The following is a 20,320-nucleotide window of genomic DNA, read 5'->3' on the forward strand; positions in this document are numbered from 1 at the left end:
TCAGCAGGGCCTTGTGGTCCAGGCTCTTTTGGCTGACCTTATGTGCAATTTGTCGCGCTTTTTTCTCCGCCAAGTTGTCAGCGGCGTTTCACGCTGCATCAATCGCTAGCTCAGTCTGGCTCTTGCGACAAAAGACGAATAATCATGATTGGTTGAAAAAAAATCATGCGCCCCAGGCTGGTGATCGGAGTTTATTCAGAAAATAATCCATAAAAACAATGATCTTTGTCAATCTAAGAGACATAGGCAGGCTGAACAAAATTATGTCTTAGCATCCGCGAGTCTGTCGCCGAGCGCCGCCTTCAACGGTTCCAGCCATGGGGCGAAATTCTCCCATTGGTTCAGCCCAGATGTGTATATCGGTTGGCGAACCTGTTCTGAACTCGCGGTGCGAACGGCTCGCCGGTTCTCAAAGAAACGAAGGCAGCCTTCTTCGAAGGGCAGACCGCAATAGTCCAGTATCCTGTGAACCTGAACTTCAATATCGCGAACCACGTCTTCATATTGTACATGCAGGACATGCCCGGGCATGACTCGATGCCAGTGCTGCATCAGGCCAACATAGTCTGCGTAGTATCGACCAATGTCACTAAGGCTATAAGTGAAGTTCTGTCCCTTGGCGAAGAGTTGCTTATAGCCACTGAAGCAGCAAGCCATAGGATGGCGCCTTGCATCGATGATCTTTGCGCGAGGCAGAATGAGGCGGATCAGTCCGATATGCGCGAAATTGTTGGGCATCTTGTCGATGAAATGCGGCGCGCCCTGCCTGTAAATCCGGGTGCGCTCTATGTACTCCTCGCCCAGCGCCGTCAGGTCTTTGTCCGAAAGATCTGAGATCGCGCCGGGATATCTAGATGGATCTGTTGCCCGTTTCTTTCCAGCGATGCGCCGTGCAATCGAGATAATGTCCGCGAGCTCTTGAGTGCCCTCCACCATGCTGTGGCTTGCCAGAATCTGCTCCAGAAGGGTTGAGCCGGCGCGTGGCAGTCCGACGATGAAGATCGGAGCGGGATCATGATGTCCGGCGTCTTTCCTGTCTTCTATACGACGGACGCAGAAATAGTCGGCAATGCGCTGCATATCCGCTGCATTCTCATCTGCGTTATAGCCAACCAGCCGCCGACGGATGGCGTTGCCACGCCGATACCACTTGAAGGACTCCTCATATCTGCCGAGATCTTCGAGAGCCTTTCCGAGAGCGAAGGCGATGTGAAGATAATCATCCCGCGTTATGCCTTCACGCGATGCCACCTCGACCATAGTGTCGATGTCTTCGTTCGAAAACCTGAATGTTTTTAGATTAGCTAGGCTCCACCAGGCGTCTCCGAGATCTTCTTTTGCTGCACGCGCAGCGTTGTAAGCATGGATAGCACCGTCCTGATCGCCGATCGTCTTGAGGCTGTGGCCCAGACTCATCTGAATTCCGGGAGTGGATCCGCCTTGGCCGAGAACGCGCTGGTACAGGGCTATTGCCTTTTCGTGTTCTCCGATCCTAACAAGTGTGTTGGCTTTGAGTACCAGATGGCCGGGATGGTCGGGGTCATTTGCTAGTAGCAAATCGAGTTCAGTGAGCGCAGACTCGAACTTGCCCCGTCTTGCGAGCACATTCGCATAGCTCGCCCGCGCAAGATGGAAGTCCGGTGCAAGTTCGAGCGCGCGTTCGAGCAGAGCCTCGGCATCTTCGAGCCGTCCTACCTCTAGTCCGATCTCGGCCAGCAAGCGCATCGCGTTAACATCCAGAGGATTTCGGCTGAGGACCTGCCGACACAACGGCTCAGCTTTTCCGAACGCGCCAGCGAGCATGTGCTCGGCAGCCTCAAGCAGTTCCGGCGAGCCTGCAGCGCGGAGCGCGTCCCGCTCGGCCTTCTGAGCACCGACAGATTCCATTCCGTTTGAGTCGCGATCGGACATTCCTTCTTCCTCCGATAATTGAGCGCAGATGGCAAAATCATAATACTATCTGGTCGATGAATATTATTCATGCTTCATTGCGGTTATGAAGCGACGCCTTCCGCCCTTGACTGCTCTGCGCGCCTTTGAGGCAGCTGCCCGCCATGTGTCTTTTCGTGACGCCGCCGAGGAGCTGGCAGTCTCGCAATCAGCAATTTCGCATCAGATCAAACACCTTGAGGCCAGTCTGGGCATAGAACTGTTTATTCGAACGGCACGAGCGGTTGAGCTCAGTGAGGTCGGCGCGATGTACTATCCTGTTGTTCGCGATTCATTCGACCGGATCGACGCTGCGACCCGTCGGCTTCTAAGTCCTGAGGTTGAAAACGTCCTCACCATCCAGATGTACTCCACATTTGCTGTGCGTTGGTTGATGCCAAGGCTTCAAGCCTTTCAGAGCGCCTGCCCGCATTTACGAGTGCGTCTCAATACATCACAAATCGACGCAGATTTCAGCGAGCATGGTGTCGATTTGTCCGTCATGATCGGCCAGCGCAAACAGGACGCTCTACATTACGACTATCTATTCTCGCCCCGGATGATGGTGGTGTGTAGCCCGAAATATCTGGAGACAGCGAGGAAGAAGGGAGCTCCACTGGCACGGCCCGCTGATCTCGCCCTGCACCCAATTCTCCAGGTATATCCTTCCGCCAACGACTGGGCTGTCTGGCTCGAAGCCAATGATATCAGGGGAATTGATCCTGATGCGGGCCTGCGTTTCGACAGTTATGATCATGCTCTGAAAACGGCCGCGCGCGGTCTGGGTGTTTCGCTCGCAATGCAGCCTTACGTGGCAGAGGACATTGAGGCTGGTCATCTCGTCGATCTCTTTCCAGAAAATCAGGTTCGCACAATCGGTCACTGGTTCCTGACCTGCCCAAAGGAACGATCAGGTCAACGGAAAGTTCGACTGTTCACCGACTGGCTGAAAGCGGAGATCGCAGAAGATCCGCATCTCGCACCGCTCATAGACGATACAATGCTCGCGCCGTCCGGCACGTGAGCAGGATTCATGCAAGGGCAATCATTTATCGTTTGCGATTCATCAGGGTACTGTCGATGAGGGAGAGTGAGATCAACCGTACGCAGAGGCGGAAAAAGAGGGAGGTCGATTATGATGCGGACACACTTACTGCGCCGATTGGGTCTGTTCGCGATCACGTGCACTCTCGTATCTTGCGCGATGCTTCCCATCGAGCCCGCCAGACCTGTGGTGGAGGTCGGCAACGAACGTCTGGAAGGCACTACAAATGACGACGGTATCGCAGCATTTCTCGGCATCCCTTACGCCGCCACCTGATCGCTGACTTGAGCGATACGGTAGCGGCGTCAGAGGATTTCATGAAGCCATTCTGCGATGCACTCGGAGAGGAAGGGCAATGAAGGGAAGTCCGATCGACTAGTGGACATCTTCGATGGCGGTGTTTGACCCGCCTCCTATAACGCAGCAAGTTTCAATGGGTTCATATTTGGATTTAAACGTGATGAGTAGGCATCTCAACCATCAACTAGCCTCGAAGCACCGCACAATCTCAGCAAGAGTTCCACCTTGCCTTTCCGAGACGACGGACTTGAGTTTGGGGCGAAGAGAGCCGTTCTGATCAAATCAAGAAATGCGTCTATCTCATCATTTTGCAGGTGACTCGTTCCGCTTTCGACCATCGCCTCAAGTTCGGGACGAACAGCATCACTGAACTCAGCACGAGCCGCCTCCGACACAGACATCAATTCGCTACATACTTTCTGGAAGTTGATATCGCTGGAAAGGCGGGTTTGAATTTCGTCCAAGCACAATTGAAGCCGCTTCGCGCCCCTTTCGTGTTGCTGGTGAATACTCTCCAGCATTTCTTCCATTTGCATCTGGGTTCGACGAAACAATTCGAGGGCTACATCGTCAACGTGGTCAAAATAGTTGTAAAAAGAAGCCCTCCCAATTCCAGCTTCCGACGCAATCCGGCTGACGTTCAGGGTTCCTAGTCCTCCCTTCGCAATCAACCGGAAGGCGGCATCCAGGATTGCCTCGCGCGCCCGGAGCCCTTTGCGACTTCGAACGATGTTCTGCGTAATAGCATCCATCTCTCGGCGGGGGTCTTTGGTCTTACTCATACAAACGATATACGACAATTGTGTTGATAAATCTCGACACATGTGTCAGTTTTGTGCTCAAGAGGCATGCCGATATGATTCAACGCATTATCAGTCACACGTCCCAACCCAGGTTCTTGATCGGACTGTTGATCGTGCAGATTGCAGTATTTGCCGGGATTGCCTGGAACCTGAGCGAAATAGCTCGAGTGAGCGGCGGGACTGGAATATTGGATTTCGAGTTCGGGTATTCCGTGGAGACGGTGCGCACTATGTTCGCCAGTTACGGAGATGCCGGCTTCAAAGCTTACCGGAATATTCAACTTCTGGATCTGATTAATCCCATAATTTACTCGACGTTATTCGCATCTGCACTCTCCGCATTGCTTCAGAAACGAAACACAAAGTGGCCCATTTACATCCCTTACGCAGCTGGAGCGTTGGACTACCTTGAGAATGGCTTTCTCTTCATGTTCACGTCGACCCACCCAGACGTCTCCGCGAAGTGGGTGTCGGTCGCAAGTACGTTGAGTATCAGCAAGAGGGTAGCGCTTTTGCTGACTGCCGCGGCCCTCGTTTACGCCGTTACCCGGAGGTTTATCGATGCTCGATAGAATAGATTGTATCGCACGATATCAAAGAAAGATCACCTCGTGGCCCCGCGCGATGTCGATGTTAATTGTCACGATTGTTCTGATTGTGATGTATTTTCAATTCATCAGACCTCTTGAGATTTATGGCGCTGGCGCGCCGCATCTCGATGTACGATATGCGGTAGGATACACTCACGCCGATGTCCTCGAGTATTTCGAAACGCTTGGAGCAGAAGGACGGGGATTTTATGCGAGAACCACACTGTTCGATACTGTTTGGCCGCTTTGCGTAGGTTTCTGTTGCGCCCTTTGGGCACCATTGGCTTTTCGTCAGAGTAGCTGGGTGGTGTTCGCCTCGGCTCCAGCCGTTTTGTTTGGAGTCCTCGATTTGGCAGAGAATATCGGTCTGTGGACCATGCTCTTTCAGTACCCCGAAGTTTCACCGATAGTGGCGGGCGCGAACAATTTCATCACTTTGTCAAAGCAGCTCATGATTCCTGGCTGGGCAATCGCATTACCCGTTCTGCCGATCGTTGCCTTCATCCGAAGGGGGAAAACAGCCAAAAAAAAAGATCATTGAGGGCTGTGCCTGCGTATTAAAGCGTGCCCCGCGACTGATCAGGTTCGCTGGTCGACATACTCATGCCACAGCGTGATCGGGAAGATTGCGCTCCAGCCACAAAAGTCAGGGCGTGACTCATTACCAGGCGCGAATGCGTCGGGCGCATAATTCTCCCAAAACGTGCCCGTCGCGAGATAAACCTCGGCGACCGCGTCATAAAGCCGAAGCGCCATGGACCGCGCCATATCGGGCCGGCCTACTGCCTCAAGTCCGCGGATCACCATATAACTGGTCGGTGCCCATACACTGCCGCGCCAATACCCGCCTTCTGATTGAAACAAGTCGGAATCACCAGGCATCGTTGCGGTCGGAAGCTTTCGGCTGAACTTGGCTGGATCGTTCAACGCGTTCAAAAATTTCGGAAGTCTCTCCTGCGGAACGGCGTCGGCAAGCAGCATCCAGTACGCGCCAATATGAGCGCGCGGGATTTGCTGGTCATAGCCAAGGTCGTAGTAGAAACCATCGCTCTCGTTCCAGCACTTCTCATTGATCGCATCTGCCGTCTCGGTCGCAATCGCCTGCCACTCGGACACGTCCTCTTCCCTCCCGATCAGCCGCGCGATCTTGGCCAAATCATTCGCGAAAAGGACCATCTGAGCCGACATATCGACGCTTCGCCCTTGTCGGTTCCACTTCGGACTGAGCCCGTCATAGACGAAGATTTCAGGGTGAAGATTGGTGAGCGCAATGCCTTGCCCATCATCTTCCCACCCATCGGGATAGCGCGGAACATTGTCCATGCCCGAGCCAAACGCATCACTGATATAGAGCCCGTCCGACTGCCGCAGAGTCCCCCGAATAAAGTCGTGAAACTGAACGAGCTTGGCATAGTTCTTTTCTAGCCGCGTTCGATCACCTGAAACGCTATGGAGCTCCAACTCTGCGAAGGCGAGCAGAGGTGGATTGATGGCGACCGGATGATCCTTCGGCCAGAACGGTTCACCTGCGCCCGTATACTCGCGGCAAATGTAACCGTCTGGCGCTTGCCGGTCGTAGAAATTGTCCAGGGCTTGGCCGATCGGCAGTCGGTCCTGATGATACTTTGCGTAGCTAGCGATGAAGCATGTATCCCAGAGGAAAATACTCTCACTGAACGCCGCATCGACAAACGGCTTTTTGTATACTGGGTGATCGATACCGCCGCGAATTTTGGTTTCCGCGATCTGCAAAGCGCGATCGTACATCTCGCGTTGCATGGCGGGTGAAACACGAGACCGGGATGCTGAGGCGCACGCGCCAAGAAACGGGAGCGCGGCTGCGCCTGTCACGAATTGCCGACGATTGGGCATTACTCTTCTCCCGGACTCAAAGCTGGAATGATCCAAGTCGTCTCACTCACACGCCCATCGATGAGCTCCGTAACCGCGCGATCCGTTATCTCGATGCCAACGCGTGACATGCTGTCGAAATCATCCAGGCCATCATTGGGAAAACCTTTGCGCGTCCGGTGAATGTTGAACCGGCTCGAGAAGCCCTGCTCAAATGCTTCCTCGATTCCGCCTTTCCCGATCATAAAGCCGAGCAGTCCGCCCCATGTCGCCGCTGGGTTGTCGGAGTCCCAGCCACACAGAGCCGCGATCTTGATCGTTTCTTTGATGTCGCCCTCGCCATAGAACAGGCTGATCAGGCTGGCTCCGAAATTGATCCCAGAGGCGAAACAGCCATTGCAATACAAATCGCGTGAGGTGACATCATAGCCGTCTGCTTGTTGCACCTGGTAGCGCTTATAGAGTCTGTCCCGAGCCGTCTCCCAAGGCACGCCGGACTCATATTGTTCTCTCACAAAGTCGTACATCGCAGCCGTGTACGATCCTTTCGGCAAATGCGTACGCGCCGCGGATGCCATTGATTGCAGGCTTTCCTTCAGCGGGCGGTCATCTGGGGCTGTAGGAGCGAGCGCGTGCAAGATGACATAAAACTCTGCGGCCAGAGCGGCGTCGCCGCGCGCAGATGTTCGGATCGGAAGATGCGCCATCTGCAAGGCTATGTCGGGCCGCCCTGGCGCGTAGAGTCCGAAAATTTCAGTCGTCAGCTGCGCGTCGATCATATCCCAATGCGGGTTGTTCTTCGGATCGCTGGTTTCGGGAGGCGCCATACCAGCGAGCATGAGCTCGTGCGCGCGTTGGTTGGAGACCCACAAGTAGTTCTGGAACCGATCCTCGTCTGGCCCATAAGGTGTCGGCTCGGTTTCGTCATAAATATGCGCAATCCAGGCGGATCGAATTTGTTCGGGTGTCAGCATACTCGTTTTATGAGCGTGCAGCGCCGATTGGTAGATATACTCAATATCAGTGTCATCGTCGGCGCCCCAAACTTCGTCCGGCCCGCGCAGCACAAAATCGATGGTCGGTGATAGATCGCTCGGACTATCACTCCAGATCGCCGGTTGGTCGGGGCCGCGCCAATCTTCGCGCGTGTAGAACTCGCCAGGCGCCCCTTCCCCGCCGATCTTATCCATTTCTGTGACCAGTCCAGTCCAGTTGCCGATCGACTGGCCCAGCCAGAATCCATGCAGGCGATCCGCGTATTGCTCGCGATCGATAGTGATTGGTTCGGCCAAAGATTTTACTTGGCTTGGCTGCTCGGTAAGCGTGTCTTTGGCTTGAGCTGGCGTGGACATACAATTGGAAACGCAAAGACTCAGCGCCACAAAGATATAAGCTCTAAGAGATGGGAACACCATTGCGTCACTTCTGTATCGCATGTTCGGACTGCTCCTGATTTTCTCTAAGTTTCGGACGTGCAGCGTCTTTTGAACTTCGCAAAACAATTTGACCGTATTCCTTCAGCAGATAAATCGGCAATCCGGCGCCAGCGCAATCAATCGCTCGTTCCAACTCGAAAACGCTGCTTCTGATACCAGAGAAACGATACAACCTCCAAAGCCGCCGCCCGTCATCCGCGCCCCGAACGCGCCAGCTTCTTGAGAGGCTTCAACCACAGCGTCTACTTCAGGAGTGCTTATCTCGAAATCATCTCGCATCGAGACATGGCTTTCATTCATCAACGTACCAAATGCCTCGATTGAGTCAGTTTCCAATGCATTTGCAGCAGCCTTAACGCGGGCATTCTCCGACAGCACATGCCGTGTTCGCTTCACCTCTTCCGGAGCGAGCGTGGACTGCGCGGCCAAACAAAACTCCTTTCGCTGTTCGAGATGGCACAGCAAATCGACGCGTAACGTGCGTGCTGCTGCCTCGCACTCCGCTCGCCGCACGCCATATCGCCCTTCATCTAGAGATCGGACGACGCCAGAGTGATGCACCGCAAAGCGCCAGCCTCTAGGAATTTCGAGCAAACGAAATTCGCGCGACTCTGTATCGAGTATCATGGCATCGCCAGAGTCGAGGACTGAAACCGCCATCTGGTCCATGATACCGCACGGCACGCCGATGAATTCGTGTTCGACCTGCTGCGCAAGCAAGGCCGCATCCAAATCATTGATGGGCATATCTGACAATCTTCGGACCGCCTTGATGACGCCTACTGATAGCGCGGCCGAAGACGACAATCCCGACCCATATGGCAGCGTGCTTTCAATCCGAATGTCAAAACCTTGTGCCTTTGTGTGTGCGAATTTGACCGCGCCCAGAACGTGGTCGGACCAATGCCCATTCGCGGATTCATCGAGCGCGCGACAAACTTGATCATTGAATTGGGCCGACGACACATTGAGCACCCCGTCGGAGTTCTTACGAGCCGATATATTCAGGCCGAGTCTCAACGCGACGGGCATAACCTTGCCGCCATTATAGTCGAGATGTTCGCCGATCAAGTTGACACGGCCTGGTGTGAACACTCGCACCTCATCTTGACCGGCATTACTCATGCGCGCAGTTCCCGCGCGGCCCATTCCGGCATGACATCTATTGTAAAGACACCTGTCGACTGCTCCACGGACGCCAGGTATTTTAGTTTTTCTGCACTTCGCAGGAGCGGATAGAATTGCGTGGTGAAATGAAATCCGCCGGCGCCAGATCTCGGTGCGGCGTGTAAGCTCATCATGGTTGGCGTGGCACGTCCGAAGTAGGCGTCATAACGCTTCGTTACTTCCCCTAGCAGGCTGGCATAAGCCTCGCGTTCTTCGTCTGAATACTCCCAAGGACCAGCGCATCGACGGCGAGACGCGATCCAGACCTCGAACGGAAACCGGGCGAATGGCGGGCAAAACGCGATGACGCCGCCTTGTTCAGCGACCCCAAAATCCTCAACCCACGCAGTGAACTCGGACTCAAGGTCAAACCCATTAGCGAATGAATCGACAAACTTCGCCTGGACGGGTGGCACAAAATCGAACGCGTATATTTGGCCGTGGGGATGCGCGAGTGTAACCCCGACTTCATCGCCGCGATTCTCGAATGGCAGAACATATTCCAATCCATCATCAAACGCCGCTTTGTATCGATCGATCCAGACTTCGACCAACAACCGACGTCTCGCTTGGGAAAGACTTGCGAGACTGCCCTTCTCGTCGGTTCCATATACGACGACCTCGCACCGGCCATTAGCGGAGCGTGTTGCCGTTGCATGAGAAAGATCGCATCGCGAAGGCGCACTCATTCTCAGACTTGGGAATCGGTTCTCGAAGACAACGACTTCGAAATCTGCGAACGGAATCTCCGTCGGCGGATGGCCAGTTTTCGCTGCTGCAAGCGGATCGTTCGCAGAGCTTGGTTTGTGAGTTCGGTTTTGGCGGCCCGGAGCATAAATATTCCATTCCTGCCGGAGGGGGTGCCAGCGCAATGTCGTTGCGTCCGGCTCACTCACCAGCTCAGGGCTAATGGGGCCTTCGATTTCTTGCTTATGGCCGTATAGCCAAACTCTGCGTCCGTCCTCGTTGTGGTGAGTATGTTTGTAAACGGACTTTCCGCCAGAGACAGACGCAAACTTCTCAGTTTCAATTGGCATTACCAGAATGCCCAGTATAGAGCGATGAGCGCACCCACAATCATCGCTGAGCCAGCAAGATAACCAGTCGACGTACTGAAATCGACATCCTTGAGGTCAACGGCGCCGTGCTGATCACGCCGACGTACAATGCCCAGGATCACCATCAGGAACACGCAGGCAAAAAACACGTAGAGGACGCGGTCCATAAATGGGATATCAGGAAAGAGCAGTTTACCGCCCACGGAAAGCAGAAATGATCCGAGTGCGGCGGCGAGGGCACCCTCCCCATTGGCGCTCTTCCAGAACAGGCCTAGCAAAAAGATTGCGCAAATGCCTGGCGTGAAGAAGCCGGTAAATTCCTGAATGTACTGGAATGCCTGAGGAAATCCGCCAAGCAATGGTTGTGCGACGCAAACGGCGATGAAGATTGCGGTCAGGCTGGCAATTCTGCCGACGCCAACCAGATGCCGCTCACTCTCGATTCCTTTATGCAGCGGCTTATACACATCCAGCGTGAAGATCGTTGATATTGAGTTCATCATTGATCCGAGCGAGGAAACGATCGCCGCGACTAGAGCTGCGAAGATCAGCCCACGGATCCCTACCGGAGCAAGCGCAAGAACACTCGGATAGGCCGCATCAGGGCGCGTGACTTGAACCGCGCTATCGGGATTTTGAGAGAGAACAAACGCGGCGATACCTGGGATAACGATGATCAGCGGCATTAGCAGTTTCAGGAATGCGGCAAACACGATTCCTTTTTGCGCTTCGTTTAGACTCTTCGCACCGAGCGCGCGCTGAATGATATATTGATTAAACCCCCAATACGACAAATTCATCATCCACATGCCGCCGATCAGTACGCCGAGGCCTGGCAAATTTACGTACTCGGCATGCTGACGATCAAGGATCATGTCGAACTTGTCCGGAGCGTTATCTAGCAAGACCTGAAATCCGGCGACGGGACCTGCCCCGTTCGCGACAGTATCCAGCGATATCCACGCGATTAGCAATCCGCCAAGCACCAGCAGCACGACTTGAAAAATGTCTGTCAGTGCGACCGCTTTTAAGCCGCCATATAATGAATAAAGCACCGCGAATGCCGCCAGCGCTCCGAGCGCGAGCGTCACATTGAGGCCGGTTAAAGTGTTGATTGCCGTCGCACCGAGCCACAAGATCGCAGTCAAGTTCACGAACGTGTACAATCCCAGCCAGAAGATTGACATCACGAATTTGACCCGTGCGTCATAACGCTGCTCAAGAAACTGAGGCATGGTAAAGATGCCTCGTTTTAGGAATATGGGGAGGAAAAACTTGCCGACGATCAGCAGCGTCGCTGCCGCCATCCATTCATAAGAAGCAATGGCGAGACCGACCACATATCCCGATCCCGACATTCCAATGATTTGTTCGGCCGAGATGTTCGCCGCGATCAACGATGCCCCGATCGCCCACCAGGGCAGCGCTCGCCCAGCCAGAAAATAGTCTTCTGTATTCTTGGCGTGCCCTGCTTTTTCTCGCGAAACAAACCAAGCGATCCCAACGAGCGCAACGCCGTAGGCAACGAGGATAATCAAGTCCAGCGTTTCAAGGCCCATCTACACTTCCTCTATTTTTATTATCAACGCGCGACGCAAGGTCAGCATCATTGGTCCTGGCTGAGATCGCTTTGGATAGCGGCTTTTAAAATACCGCGCGGGAGGTCCGGTAGCTTCTCCGCCGCTTCGAACGTGTTGCAGAGCATGAATATGCTATAGCCGCTTTCCAGGTGACGTTCCGTATGCGTGCGAAATCCAACCCATGCACCACCGTGCTCCGCAACCAGTCCGAAATCCGTGGGAACGATGAACAGCCCTTTTGCTGCGCCGCCGCCGCCATCGGTGTCAAAATCATCATCATATTCAAGGTTGGAATTCGGCCTCACCATTAGCTCGATGAGATCAGCGCCGCCTCCAAGTTGATTGTCCTGAAAGTTGGCTTCCCATTTCGCCAAGTCATCCACGGTGGTAAACAAGCCCCCATCTCCGATCCAGTTCAGATCCGTCTGCCACTCGATATAGCGGCCATCCTTCAATCGAAAATACGGGCTCGCGCGCCGCTTTACCGTGACGTGGGTATGGGTGTTGAAGAAAGTATCGTCCATTCCGAGCGGCTGGAATATTCTCTCCTTCGCGAAATCGCGAAGATGTTGGCCGCTTGCTCGCTCGACAATTTTGCCCAGGAGATAGTATCCGACATTATTGTACGAGCTCTTTTCGCCCGGAGGATAGTGAAGTGTTTCGACTTTGAGCACGCGCTCAAAGAATTCTGAATCTGACAAGAAGATCGGGTTACCGTAGGAGGTATCATCTCCTTCTGACGCGCGAATATAGTCTGGTACATCTTCGTACGGAAACCCAATATCGCCATAATAGGGTAGCCCCGAAGAATGCTCCAAGAGGTGTAAAATGTTCACGACGTGCCCGTAATCAGGCAATTCTGGCAGCCATTCGCGAATATCGTCTTCGAGGTCTAGCGCACCATCATCTGCGAGGAGGAGGATCGCAAACGCCGTGAACTGTTTGGAAACTGACGCAACTCGAAAAACGCTATCAGTCGATAGTGGAATGTCATGGTCCAGATTTGCCAAACCATACGCACCTGACGCCAACGTCACCCCATTCCTAGAAAGCGTTGCGGTGCAACCAGGCGCATCCACCCGGTCGAACACAGTCATGCGTTCATCAAGAAAACTCTGAGCAACGCTTTCCACCTGATCATGCGTGCCTTGCGCACCGGACCCTGAACACGCCGCCAAGGCGAGCGCTCCACACAAATACGAAACCGTAGAGACCGAACGCATCACCTCGCCGCCTTTCACTCAACTGATAAACCGGAACTGCTCAGGTTACTTCCCAAACGATTTTCGCAAGCGAACCGTAAACTCGCGTGGCCGATTATAATTGATCAAGCTTCGATACTGATTGGTCCCGAAAAAGTCGGCGTAAAATTCGCCGCTCTGATCGAAAGAATAGATTTGCCGTTGATCCCAGACATTATTGACGGTCAGCGTCAAATTCCAATCGTCATCCTTCCAGAATCCGACCTGGAAGTCGCTGCTTTCTGATGCTGGGATAATTGTGGGAGGATCCCCTGCGTTCTGGAAACTTTTGGACTGGCGCCAATAATCGTAGCGGAACCATAAATCCGCTCCAAATGCGACATCTGGTATCGTATATTCGGCCGCGAGCCAGAATTTCGAGTCAGGCGCGAAAAGCAGTGGTTCGCCTTTTCGCCTCGTGACGAACTGATCGAAGTCTTCTGTATATTTTGCATCTGCCACGAACACACTGCCGTTCAAGGTCAGTCGGTCGGTTACCTGCGCCCAGGCAGAGGCTTCAAGTCCAGTTGTTTCGGCTGTTCCAGCGTTGACGTTACCGTTTTGCCACCACTGGAATCCGCCACCAAAAATGGAACTTTGAATCTGGTCCCATTCCATTTTGAATGCCGAAGCATTTAGTGTGACACGATCGTCAAACCAGGTGGTCTTGAAACCGACTTCGTAGTTGCGAAGCGTATCGGGCTCATACTCCCGCGGCGCCAGTCCCTCATTCGAGACGCGCAAACTGTTTGTGCCACCGAGCCTGAAACCCTCACTATAGAGCGCGTACAACATGCGATCTTCGTCGATGTCATATTGAAGTCCAAGCTTCCAGACTGTGTCACTGTCTTTGCTTTGAACAGCATCCGTCCCGAGATTGTCATCAATTCCGGTTGAGATAAATGTCGGAAGTCCCAGCGGAAGCTGGTTCGTTTCGGATCGATCACGTTCATATTCGAACCACCGACCGCCGGCAGCAACGCGTAGCTTATCGGTGAGATCATATGTAATTTCGCCAAAAATTGCTTTCTGAGTCACGGAGCGGTCGTAAAACTGCGCCCAGTAAACATCGGTTTCTTCGAGCGGGAAGTTTATTCCATCGTAGTAGGCGTAGTAATTATAAGCGTAGCTGTTCGCGACTTGCCAAGACTGGGTATCCAGCAAACGCGGTGTGCGAACGCCGAAAAACCACTCGTCGTTTACATCCTCGTAGAATGCGCCAAGCATCCACTGAAAACGACCCTCGCCCTTAGAGGTCAACCGCAATTCCTGAGAAAAGCGCTGTTGATTCTGATCGTTGAATGTGCGGCTAAAGTCACGGTGGTCAGAACCAAGCCCTGTCAACGTGTCATACAAGCCGTACGCGAAGTAGGCTGATCGAGCTTGCTCATAAACTGACGAATCATTGATGTATGCAATCTCGCGCTCCAAGTAAGCCGAAGCGCTGGTGAGTTCTGCAAACCCAAGATCACCGGTGACTGTAAGCGCTGTTGACCACCACTCATCATCTCTTTGATCGTCTAAGAAGCGGACAATCTTGTATTCGCCGAGCGTTGGATCACTCTTCCAGTCACCTGAGGTTCGACTCTTCTCGTACAACCCGGTAGCGAGGACCTTCCAGTTTTCATTTACATTCCACAGGGCCGAGATCCGGCCTCCATCGACGCCCCAATCATTGAAGTCTTCTTCGACAACTCCAGCATTGGTCGCGCCGCTGCTGTCAAAGGCGCCGAGCACATTGTCTACGTATCCGCCATCTTGCACGGTAAACCCGACTGCGCGAATTGCGAGCTTATCCTCGATCAAGGGGACGTTGAGCACTGCCGATAAATCGTACGAAGGCTCCCCCTCCTCCAGGTAGCTGAAAGCGGTGTCGAAATCTGCGGTGAAAGCCGTTGGATCGGGTTTGTTCGTGATAATGCGCAAAGTACCCGATTGCGAACTAGAGCCGAACAGCGTGCCTTGCGGTCCGGGAAGCGATTCAATCCGCTCAATATCTACCGTTCGAGGGTCGACCTGCTGGGAGATGGAGGTCATTGGCTGCTCGTCCAGATAAACAGCTACGGAGCTGTCGGTTCGCCATTCCTCTGTGTTGTTTGCGATCCCGCGAAAAATGATCTCGTTTCGTCCCGGCTGAGTCGTATAGAACGTCACTGAGGGAAGTGACTTCACATAGTCTTCGAGGTTATCGAGCCCTTGCCGGTCGATATCATCTTCCGTGAAGGCGCTGATGCTCTGCGCCACATCTTGCAGATCCGACTCACGCTTCGTCCCCGTAACGGTGATCGTGCGCATGCGCGCCTCTTCTTCAGGCGCGGTCTCCTCGGTAGCCGCGTCGTCAGACTCTTGAGCAACAGCTTGGATGGGCAACAAAGCCAATGCACAAATAGAAACACTACACAGCAGATTGAGGCGAGTTGGGCTCTTGCGGTTCATTAGCTTCCTCCCCGAAGCGACAGACTTTCTTCGATGCTCTGATGGCATCGTCACGACAAAGTGAACCATGTTGCGCGCAGGATTTCACCTCACAAAAAAGTCCACTGCTGGTCTAATTTTCTAAAGCAATACCGGAGAAAGTGTGCGCACCACCAGCTACGTTGTCTGGGGATGGAGATCAGACAGGTGTCCGGGCCAGATCGGGAATTCTATGTTCCGACAGATTAGGATCATCGCCGATCTGCGCGATCAGCCAATCGCGAAACCGCGACACCTTTTTGGATATGCGCCGACTGTCCTGATGTGCGATGTACCAGCTGAACGGCGCTCGTTCGGCACATTCGGGGAATGGTTGAACCAGCAAACCCGTTTCCAAATCCTCAGCAACATAGGGCTGCATTCCCAGCGCAACACCCAGTCCTCGGGCAGCCATTTTTAGGGCGTGATCATATGAATCGAAGTTCAGACCGGCTGATAAATCGATCTCGGCAACGCTGTACCTTTTGAGCCAAACGCGCCAATCGCGTTCAGAGGGGTGAACTTGCAAAATGTCATGATTCACCAGATCGGCTGGTTCGGTGAGGGGTTCTTCTCCTCTGAGCAAGGTTGGCGCGCAAACCGGCGACATTAAAGGTGTAAACAAGTATTCGCTCGCGATGCCTGGTTCATCTGGACGGCCAATCATAACCGCAACATCAAATCGCTGGCTGCCAAAGTTGGGGTTTTCTTGGGTCGTCGTAAGCCTGACCTCAAGATCGGGATGTAGTTTCGTGAACTCTGCCAGCTTTGGAACCAACCAGCGAATGGCAATCGTTGAGTAGGTTTGAACAGTCAGAATGTCCTTCTGAGACGGTCTTAGGAATTTTTTGGTTCCTTGTTCAATCTTATCGAGCGCATCTCGCACGACCAGGAAATAGTCATGCCCGGCGCTGGTGAGCTCCACAGACCGTGCATGCCTTACGAATAAGTCTTGATCGAGAAACCGCTCCAGATTTTTGATTTGGTGTGACACCGCAGAATGTGAAACTCGCAGTGACTCGGCAGCGGCGCGAAACGATCTAAGGCGAGCGGCCGCTTCAAATGCCTTAATCGAATTGAGGGGGGGCAGCTTTCGCGACATGGCGTCCTCGATTGAACTTAGCGTTCATTTTTTTCAACCAAGGGCCAATTGATCCGCCTTGTCAATCGGCGTCAGTTAGCGCACTCACCATAGCACACACCAAAACGGAGCCGCACAAGCTAAATGAAACTCATCGCTTCATCCGTCGTACGCGGCAGCTTTCAAGGAGAAAGCCATGGCGGAATATACTTGCTCGACATGCACTCCCAATCCGTTCAACAAAAACTGGATTGGAACACAGAAGACATCGATTGGCGCGGCCGAGGATGGGATCGCGGTTTGCGCGGAATCGCTTTTCATGGCGGTTTGGTTTGGATTGCAGCAAGCGATGAGTTGTTCGCATACACCCCGGAATTTCAGCGCGTCGGGTCCTGGCGCAATTCATTCCTTAAGCATTGCCACGAAATCTCCGTCTATGAAGATACGCTTTTTCTGACCTCGACAGGCTTCGACACTATTTTGGGGTTTGATCTGAAAAAACGCGCATTCTCATGGGCGTTGCACGTTGAGCTTGATGGACTGAATTTCAAAGGCAGTGTCTTCGACCCTGTACAAGGAGATGGTCCACTTCCATTGAATAAACTGCACCTGAATTCTGTTTTCGCGACTTCAGGCGGGCTCTATTTCAGTGGCACAAAATCTGGCGGTCTCCTGCTGTTCAATGGAAAACGCGTACAGATGTCTGCCATACTTCCGTCCGGCACTCATAATGCTCAACCTTTCAGAGATGGCGTCCTGTTTAATGATACCGAGTCTGACGCTGTTCGATACGCCAGTCGATCTGGAGAAGAAGACCGAGCGATCAAAGTCGCGACGTATGACCCTCAGTCGCTAACCAATGTTTCGCAAGACGACAGCCGGATCGCGCGTCAGGGATTCGCGCGCGGACTCTGCGTGATCGATGATGAAATAGTTGCGGGAGGCTCCTCGCCCTCCACAGTTACGATCTACAATCTGCGGCAAAGCGAACCGCTCGTTTCGGTGAACTTGACGATGGATGTTCGCAACGCGATTCACGGTTTGGAGGTTTGGCCCTATTAGTCGGTCCACTTCGCTGCTGAAACAATGCGTTCAGGTAAACCATCAATAATGGGACGCAGCGAATCCTTCCAGAATTCGATGTTTCGACCGTATTGGCTCCAACGCCCAAGCGCACCCTTATAAATGGGCTGGCGAACTTGCTCAGAGCTCGCCGTTTGAACCGACCTCTCGGTTCGGTAAAACTCCAAGCATTGCTCTTCGAATGGAAGTTCGCAAAAATCCAGAATTCGGCGCGTTTGAGCTTCCAGATCCAGCACAGTATCTTCGTAGTGAATGTCCAGCACTTTGCCCGGTAGAACAGTGTGCCAATGCTCCATCATTCGGACGTAGTCCTTGTAGTATTCCGCGAGCTCGAATTCGTCATAAGAGAAGTTCTGCCCGCTCGCAAACAGCTGCTTGAACACTCCGAGACAGCTATCTAGAGGAAACCTACGCGTGTTTATGAATTTCGCATTCGGCAAGCAAAGCGCAGCAAAACCTATGTGTGAGAAGTTGTTTGGCAGTTTGTCTGTGAATATCGGTGCATCGGTCGTTCGGTGGCGTGACGCGAACTCAAGGTATTCATCGCCAAATCCGCGCCAATCAATCCGTCTGAGATCGGACAGAACTTCTGGATAAGACCGGCCATCTTGCCGATACCTTCCCATCGAGGCAGCAATTCTCCCAAGATAAGGAAGCTCAGCGGTACCTTCGACTTGACTGTGACTCGCCAAAATTTGTTCGATGAGAGTGGATCCTGATCGCGGCAGACCGACAATGAAGATTACCTTTCCGTTCTTGGAACCAACTTCCTGCCGTTCAGCAATAAACTCTGGTGTCAAGGTCGATGCGAGTCCAGCATGAAGATCTGCGACTTCAACCGGATCATAGTTTACCTGTTTTCGCCGCAACGCATTTCCGGCTTTATAGTAATTCCATGCTGAGGCGTAGTCGCCGCGGTCCTCGAACGCTTTTCCCAATGCGAAATTTACGTGTACCCTGGAGGCTTCCGAAATTTGTGACTGATCCAGTAACTGCATCATCTCAGTCACTTCATCATCCTGAAACTTATGCACTTTCAGGTTAGCCATGCTCCAATAAGCTTCTCCCAGTTGAGGGTCGATTTGCAAAGAACGTTTGTACGCTCGAAGAGAATCGTCTTGCCGGCCAACAGTTTTCAGCACGTGACCAAACGTCATTTCGATGCCCGCCGATGAAGTGCCGCTTGAAGTAAGCGTTTCCAACATTTCGACAGCTTTCTCGGGCTGTCCGGACGATGCGAAAGCGCCAGCCATGCCCGCCTTGGCGATATCGTTTTGAGGCTCATGCCTGAGCGCCGCTTCGTAACATGTGATCGCCTCGATTGGACGCATCTGGTCCTGGAGCAAGGCACCGAGATTAAGCCATGCGACGACGTAATCTGGCGCGAGTGCGACAGCGCGTCTCAACAGGGCTTCAGCATCTGAAAGCCGTTCATCCTGCATCCGATACGCACTTGCGAGCAGTCTTAGTGCATCCACGTTGTTGGGATGTGACTGCACGAGCTCTTTCAACAAAGAAACACCTTCAGCAACTCGTCCGGCCCGCAAGTGTTCGCCACTGATAATGAGTTTTTCCCCTTGCGAGTCGATTTCGGCAAAATCGCTCAGCGTCTCGTTTGAGAGTTCAGCTTGGCCAGACACCGCTTGTATCTCGGCTAGTTTGTATAAGATCGACGCATTTCCTGGATCCAGGCGAGAGGCCTTGAGAAGCAGTTTCTCGGCTTCGTCTACCTGTCCTTTGGTCGCCAACAGACTTCCCAAGTCTTTCAACAATGGCGGAAATTCTGGTTGCAAAGTCAAAGCCAACCGAAATTGTTGCTCAGCATCGTCCAAACGGCGTTGGCGCACGAATGCGTGACCAAGCAAACGCATCAAGAAAGGATTGGAAGCCGATACTGCCAGCGCTGAATGGCACAATGCTTCGGCGTCCTTTGGACGACCTTCCTTTAATAGCTGGACGATCTTTTGGATTTGTGTGTCGGTTGTCGATTGTTCGGTCATTTTGATCTGTCTGCTGCTCGATGTATTCTCTACACTGTCTGCCAAAAACCTCGAATGTGGTACATCCATATGAGACGTAAGAATGCTGTTAGACTTCTGTTGCAGAGCTTTGGAATAGCTGCTTTTTTGTTTTCAATTCTAGTGTAAGAGGCTCTCATGGATTTCGGCGCATCACTTCGGGATCTCGGTCAAATCGACGCTAATCGGCTTATCGAAGCCACCACCGCGCTCGAAGAATCGACATGGTTCGAACAGGATCATCGACAAAGTGCCTATGATGTTCACAAGGATACAAGTTCGATCGTCCTTTTGTTTTGCGACGATGCATGGCCCGACGTTACGGTGAAAAAGGATCTTGGATGGCCGACGCTTGGCGAAGTAGCCGAACCACTCATGAACGAGATTATTGGCACTCATTATGAGCCTGGTGGGCAAATCCTGAGAGCCATGGCTGCGCGCCTTCATGCGGGCTGCAATATCTCTCCCCATGTAGATCACCTGCCATCCTTCCATGCTGGGCATCGCATCCATTTGCCACTGGTCTCGAATGCAGGCGTTCGATACGTGATCGGTGGACAGCCCTTCACGATGGAAGTCGGGCACGCTTATGAGATCAACAATCAGAAACCGCACAGCGTCATGAATGCGGGCCAAGAAGCGCGCATAAATTTCATATTTGATTACGTGCCTCCAAATTCCTGA

The 20,320-nt window shown here is 53.0% G+C and carries 16 protein-coding genes; 5 read left to right on the top strand and 11 right to left on the bottom strand.

Annotated elements, in window-relative coordinates:
* Window positions 1-261 precede the first annotated feature (261 nt).
* Window positions 262-1,911, bottom strand: a complete 1,650-nt coding sequence (locus tag MY069_RS05310; protein ID WP_482796028.1) for a tetratricopeptide repeat-containing sulfotransferase family protein — start codon at window positions 1,909-1,911, stop codon at window positions 262-264.
* Between the two features lie 85 nt (window positions 1,912-1,996).
* Here MY069_RS05310 and gcvA (MY069_RS05315) point away from each other — a divergent pair, with 85 nt between their 5' ends.
* Entirely contained in the window at window positions 1,997-2,953 is a 957-nt protein-coding gene (gene gcvA, locus MY069_RS05315) for a transcriptional regulator GcvA (RefSeq protein WP_482796029.1), read from the top strand.
* Window positions 2,954-3,447: 494 nt separating this feature from the next.
* Here gcvA (MY069_RS05315) and MY069_RS05320 read toward each other — a convergent pair whose 3' ends face one another.
* Window positions 3,448-4,056, bottom strand: coding sequence for a TetR/AcrR family transcriptional regulator (locus tag MY069_RS05320; RefSeq protein WP_482796030.1), 609 nt, complete (start codon window positions 4,054-4,056; stop codon window positions 3,448-3,450).
* A 74-nt stretch (window positions 4,057-4,130) separates the two neighbouring features.
* Here MY069_RS05320 and MY069_RS05325 point away from each other — a divergent pair, with 74 nt between their 5' ends.
* Together MY069_RS05325 and MY069_RS05330 are read left to right on the top strand one after the other, a co-directional pair.
* Entirely contained in the window at window positions 4,131-4,649 is a 519-nt protein-coding gene (locus tag MY069_RS05325; protein WP_482796031.1) for a hypothetical protein, read from the top strand.
* Complete coding sequence (locus MY069_RS05330; protein ID WP_482796032.1) at window positions 4,639-5,208, top strand: hypothetical protein; 570 nt, start codon at window positions 4,639-4,641, stop codon at window positions 5,206-5,208. Before MY069_RS05325 ends, MY069_RS05330 begins: the two co-directional genes overlap by 11 nt.
* A 38-nt stretch (window positions 5,209-5,246) precedes the next feature.
* Here MY069_RS05330 and MY069_RS05335 read toward each other — a convergent pair whose 3' ends face one another.
* The 8 genes from MY069_RS05335 to gcvA (MY069_RS05370) all read right to left on the bottom strand — a co-directional run bounded on the left by MY069_RS05335 (window position 5,247) and on the right by gcvA (MY069_RS05370) (window position 16,556).
* A complete protein-coding gene (locus MY069_RS05335; RefSeq protein ID WP_482796033.1) occupies window positions 5,247-6,539 on the bottom strand; it encodes an MGH1-like glycoside hydrolase domain-containing protein in 1,293 nt (430 codons plus the stop codon).
* Window positions 6,539-7,954: an ADP-ribosylglycohydrolase family protein gene (locus MY069_RS05340; RefSeq protein ID WP_482796034.1), complete on the bottom strand. Its 1,416-nt coding sequence runs from the start codon at window positions 7,952-7,954 to the stop codon at window positions 6,539-6,541. The genes MY069_RS05335 and MY069_RS05340 overlap by 1 nt, the downstream gene beginning before the upstream one ends.
* 81 nt (window positions 7,955-8,035) lie before the next feature.
* Window positions 8,036-9,079 (bottom strand): galactokinase, encoded by a 1,044-nt coding sequence (gene galK / locus MY069_RS05345; RefSeq protein ID WP_482796035.1) that lies wholly within the window; start codon window positions 9,077-9,079, stop codon window positions 8,036-8,038.
* Window positions 9,076-10,158, bottom strand: coding sequence for a galactose-1-phosphate uridylyltransferase (locus MY069_RS05350; protein ID WP_482796036.1), 1,083 nt, complete (start codon window positions 10,156-10,158; stop codon window positions 9,076-9,078). The genes galK and MY069_RS05350 overlap by 4 nt, the downstream gene beginning before the upstream one ends.
* Window positions 10,158-11,738 carry a sodium/sugar symporter gene (locus MY069_RS05355; protein ID WP_482796037.1) on the bottom strand — a complete coding sequence of 527 codons (1,581 nt, stop codon included), beginning with the start codon at window positions 11,736-11,738 and terminating at the stop codon, window positions 10,158-10,160. Before MY069_RS05355 ends, MY069_RS05350 begins: the two co-directional genes overlap by 1 nt.
* A 47-nt stretch (window positions 11,739-11,785) precedes the next feature.
* The gene (locus tag MY069_RS05360; RefSeq protein ID WP_482796038.1) at window positions 11,786-12,982 is read right to left on the bottom strand and encodes a serine hydrolase domain-containing protein; all 1,197 of its coding nucleotides are present in this window, start codon (window positions 12,980-12,982) and stop codon (window positions 11,786-11,788) included.
* Window positions 12,983-13,027: 45 nt separating this feature from the next.
* A complete protein-coding gene (locus tag MY069_RS05365) occupies window positions 13,028-15,436 on the bottom strand; it encodes a TonB-dependent receptor (protein ID WP_482796039.1) in 2,409 nt (802 codons plus the stop codon).
* Between the two features lie 178 nt (window positions 15,437-15,614).
* The gene (gene gcvA, locus MY069_RS05370) at window positions 15,615-16,556 is read right to left on the bottom strand and encodes a transcriptional regulator GcvA (protein WP_482796040.1); all 942 of its coding nucleotides are present in this window, start codon (window positions 16,554-16,556) and stop codon (window positions 15,615-15,617) included.
* 123 nt (window positions 16,557-16,679) lie between these two features.
* Between gcvA (MY069_RS05370) and MY069_RS05375 the strand changes: the two genes are divergently transcribed.
* Window positions 16,680-17,597 (top strand): hypothetical protein, encoded by a 918-nt coding sequence (locus MY069_RS05375; RefSeq protein WP_482796041.1) that lies wholly within the window; start codon window positions 16,680-16,682, stop codon window positions 17,595-17,597.
* Here the strand turns inward: MY069_RS05375 and MY069_RS05380 are convergent.
* Window positions 17,594-19,618, bottom strand: a complete 2,025-nt coding sequence (locus MY069_RS05380) for a tetratricopeptide repeat-containing sulfotransferase family protein (RefSeq protein ID WP_482796042.1) — start codon at window positions 19,616-19,618, stop codon at window positions 17,594-17,596. The genes MY069_RS05375 and MY069_RS05380 overlap by 4 nt on opposite strands.
* Before the next feature lie 156 nt (window positions 19,619-19,774).
* On the opposite strand from MY069_RS05380, the gene MY069_RS05385 reads away from it, so the two are divergent.
* Window positions 19,775-20,320: an aspartyl/asparaginyl beta-hydroxylase domain-containing protein gene (locus MY069_RS05385; RefSeq protein ID WP_482796043.1), complete on the top strand. Its 546-nt coding sequence runs from the start codon at window positions 19,775-19,777 to the stop codon at window positions 20,318-20,320.

It is taken from the genome of Hyphomonas sp. ske169, from assembly GCF_056850855.1.

What these genes read in the sequence shown, in the direction of transcription:
- MY069_RS05320 (WP_482796030.1), bottom strand. Translation starts at nt 4,056, where the DNA reads ATGAGTAAGACCAAAGACCCCCGCCGAGAGATGGATGCTATTACGCAG.
- MY069_RS05375 (WP_482796041.1), top strand. Translation starts at nt 16,680, where the DNA reads ATGAAACTCATCGCTTCATCCGTCGTACGCGGCAGCTTTCAAGGAGAA.
- MY069_RS05355 (WP_482796037.1), bottom strand. Translation starts at nt 11,738, where the DNA reads ATGGGCCTTGAAACGCTGGACTTGATTATCCTCGTTGCCTACGGCGTT.
- MY069_RS05380 (WP_482796042.1), bottom strand. Translation starts at nt 19,618, where the DNA reads ATGACCGAACAATCGACAACCGACACACAAATCCAAAAGATCGTCCAG.
- MY069_RS05360 (WP_482796038.1), bottom strand. Translation starts at nt 12,982, where the DNA reads ATGCGTTCGGTCTCTACGGTTTCGTATTTGTGTGGAGCGCTCGCCTTG.
- MY069_RS05310 (WP_482796028.1), bottom strand. Translation starts at nt 1,911, where the DNA reads ATGTCCGATCGCGACTCAAACGGAATGGAATCTGTCGGTGCTCAGAAG.
- MY069_RS05325 (WP_482796031.1), top strand. Translation starts at nt 4,131, where the DNA reads ATGATTCAACGCATTATCAGTCACACGTCCCAACCCAGGTTCTTGATC.
- MY069_RS05385 (WP_482796043.1), top strand. Translation starts at nt 19,775, where the DNA reads ATGGATTTCGGCGCATCACTTCGGGATCTCGGTCAAATCGACGCTAAT.
- MY069_RS05365 (WP_482796039.1), bottom strand. Translation starts at nt 15,436, where the DNA reads ATGAACCGCAAGAGCCCAACTCGCCTCAATCTGCTGTGTAGTGTTTCT.
- galK (WP_482796035.1), bottom strand. Translation starts at nt 9,079, where the DNA reads ATGAGTAATGCCGGTCAAGATGAGGTGCGAGTGTTCACACCAGGCCGT.
- MY069_RS05340 (WP_482796034.1), bottom strand. Translation starts at nt 7,954, where the DNA reads ATGCGATACAGAAGTGACGCAATGGTGTTCCCATCTCTTAGAGCTTAT.
- MY069_RS05335 (WP_482796033.1), bottom strand. Translation starts at nt 6,539, where the DNA reads ATGCCCAATCGTCGGCAATTCGTGACAGGCGCAGCCGCGCTCCCGTTT.
- gcvA (WP_482796029.1), top strand. Translation starts at nt 1,997, where the DNA reads ATGAAGCGACGCCTTCCGCCCTTGACTGCTCTGCGCGCCTTTGAGGCA.
- gcvA (WP_482796040.1), bottom strand. Translation starts at nt 16,556, where the DNA reads ATGTCGCGAAAGCTGCCCCCCCTCAATTCGATTAAGGCATTTGAAGCG.
- MY069_RS05330 (WP_482796032.1), top strand. Translation starts at nt 4,639, where the DNA reads ATGCTCGATAGAATAGATTGTATCGCACGATATCAAAGAAAGATCACC.
- MY069_RS05350 (WP_482796036.1), bottom strand. Translation starts at nt 10,158, where the DNA reads ATGCCAATTGAAACTGAGAAGTTTGCGTCTGTCTCTGGCGGAAAGTCC.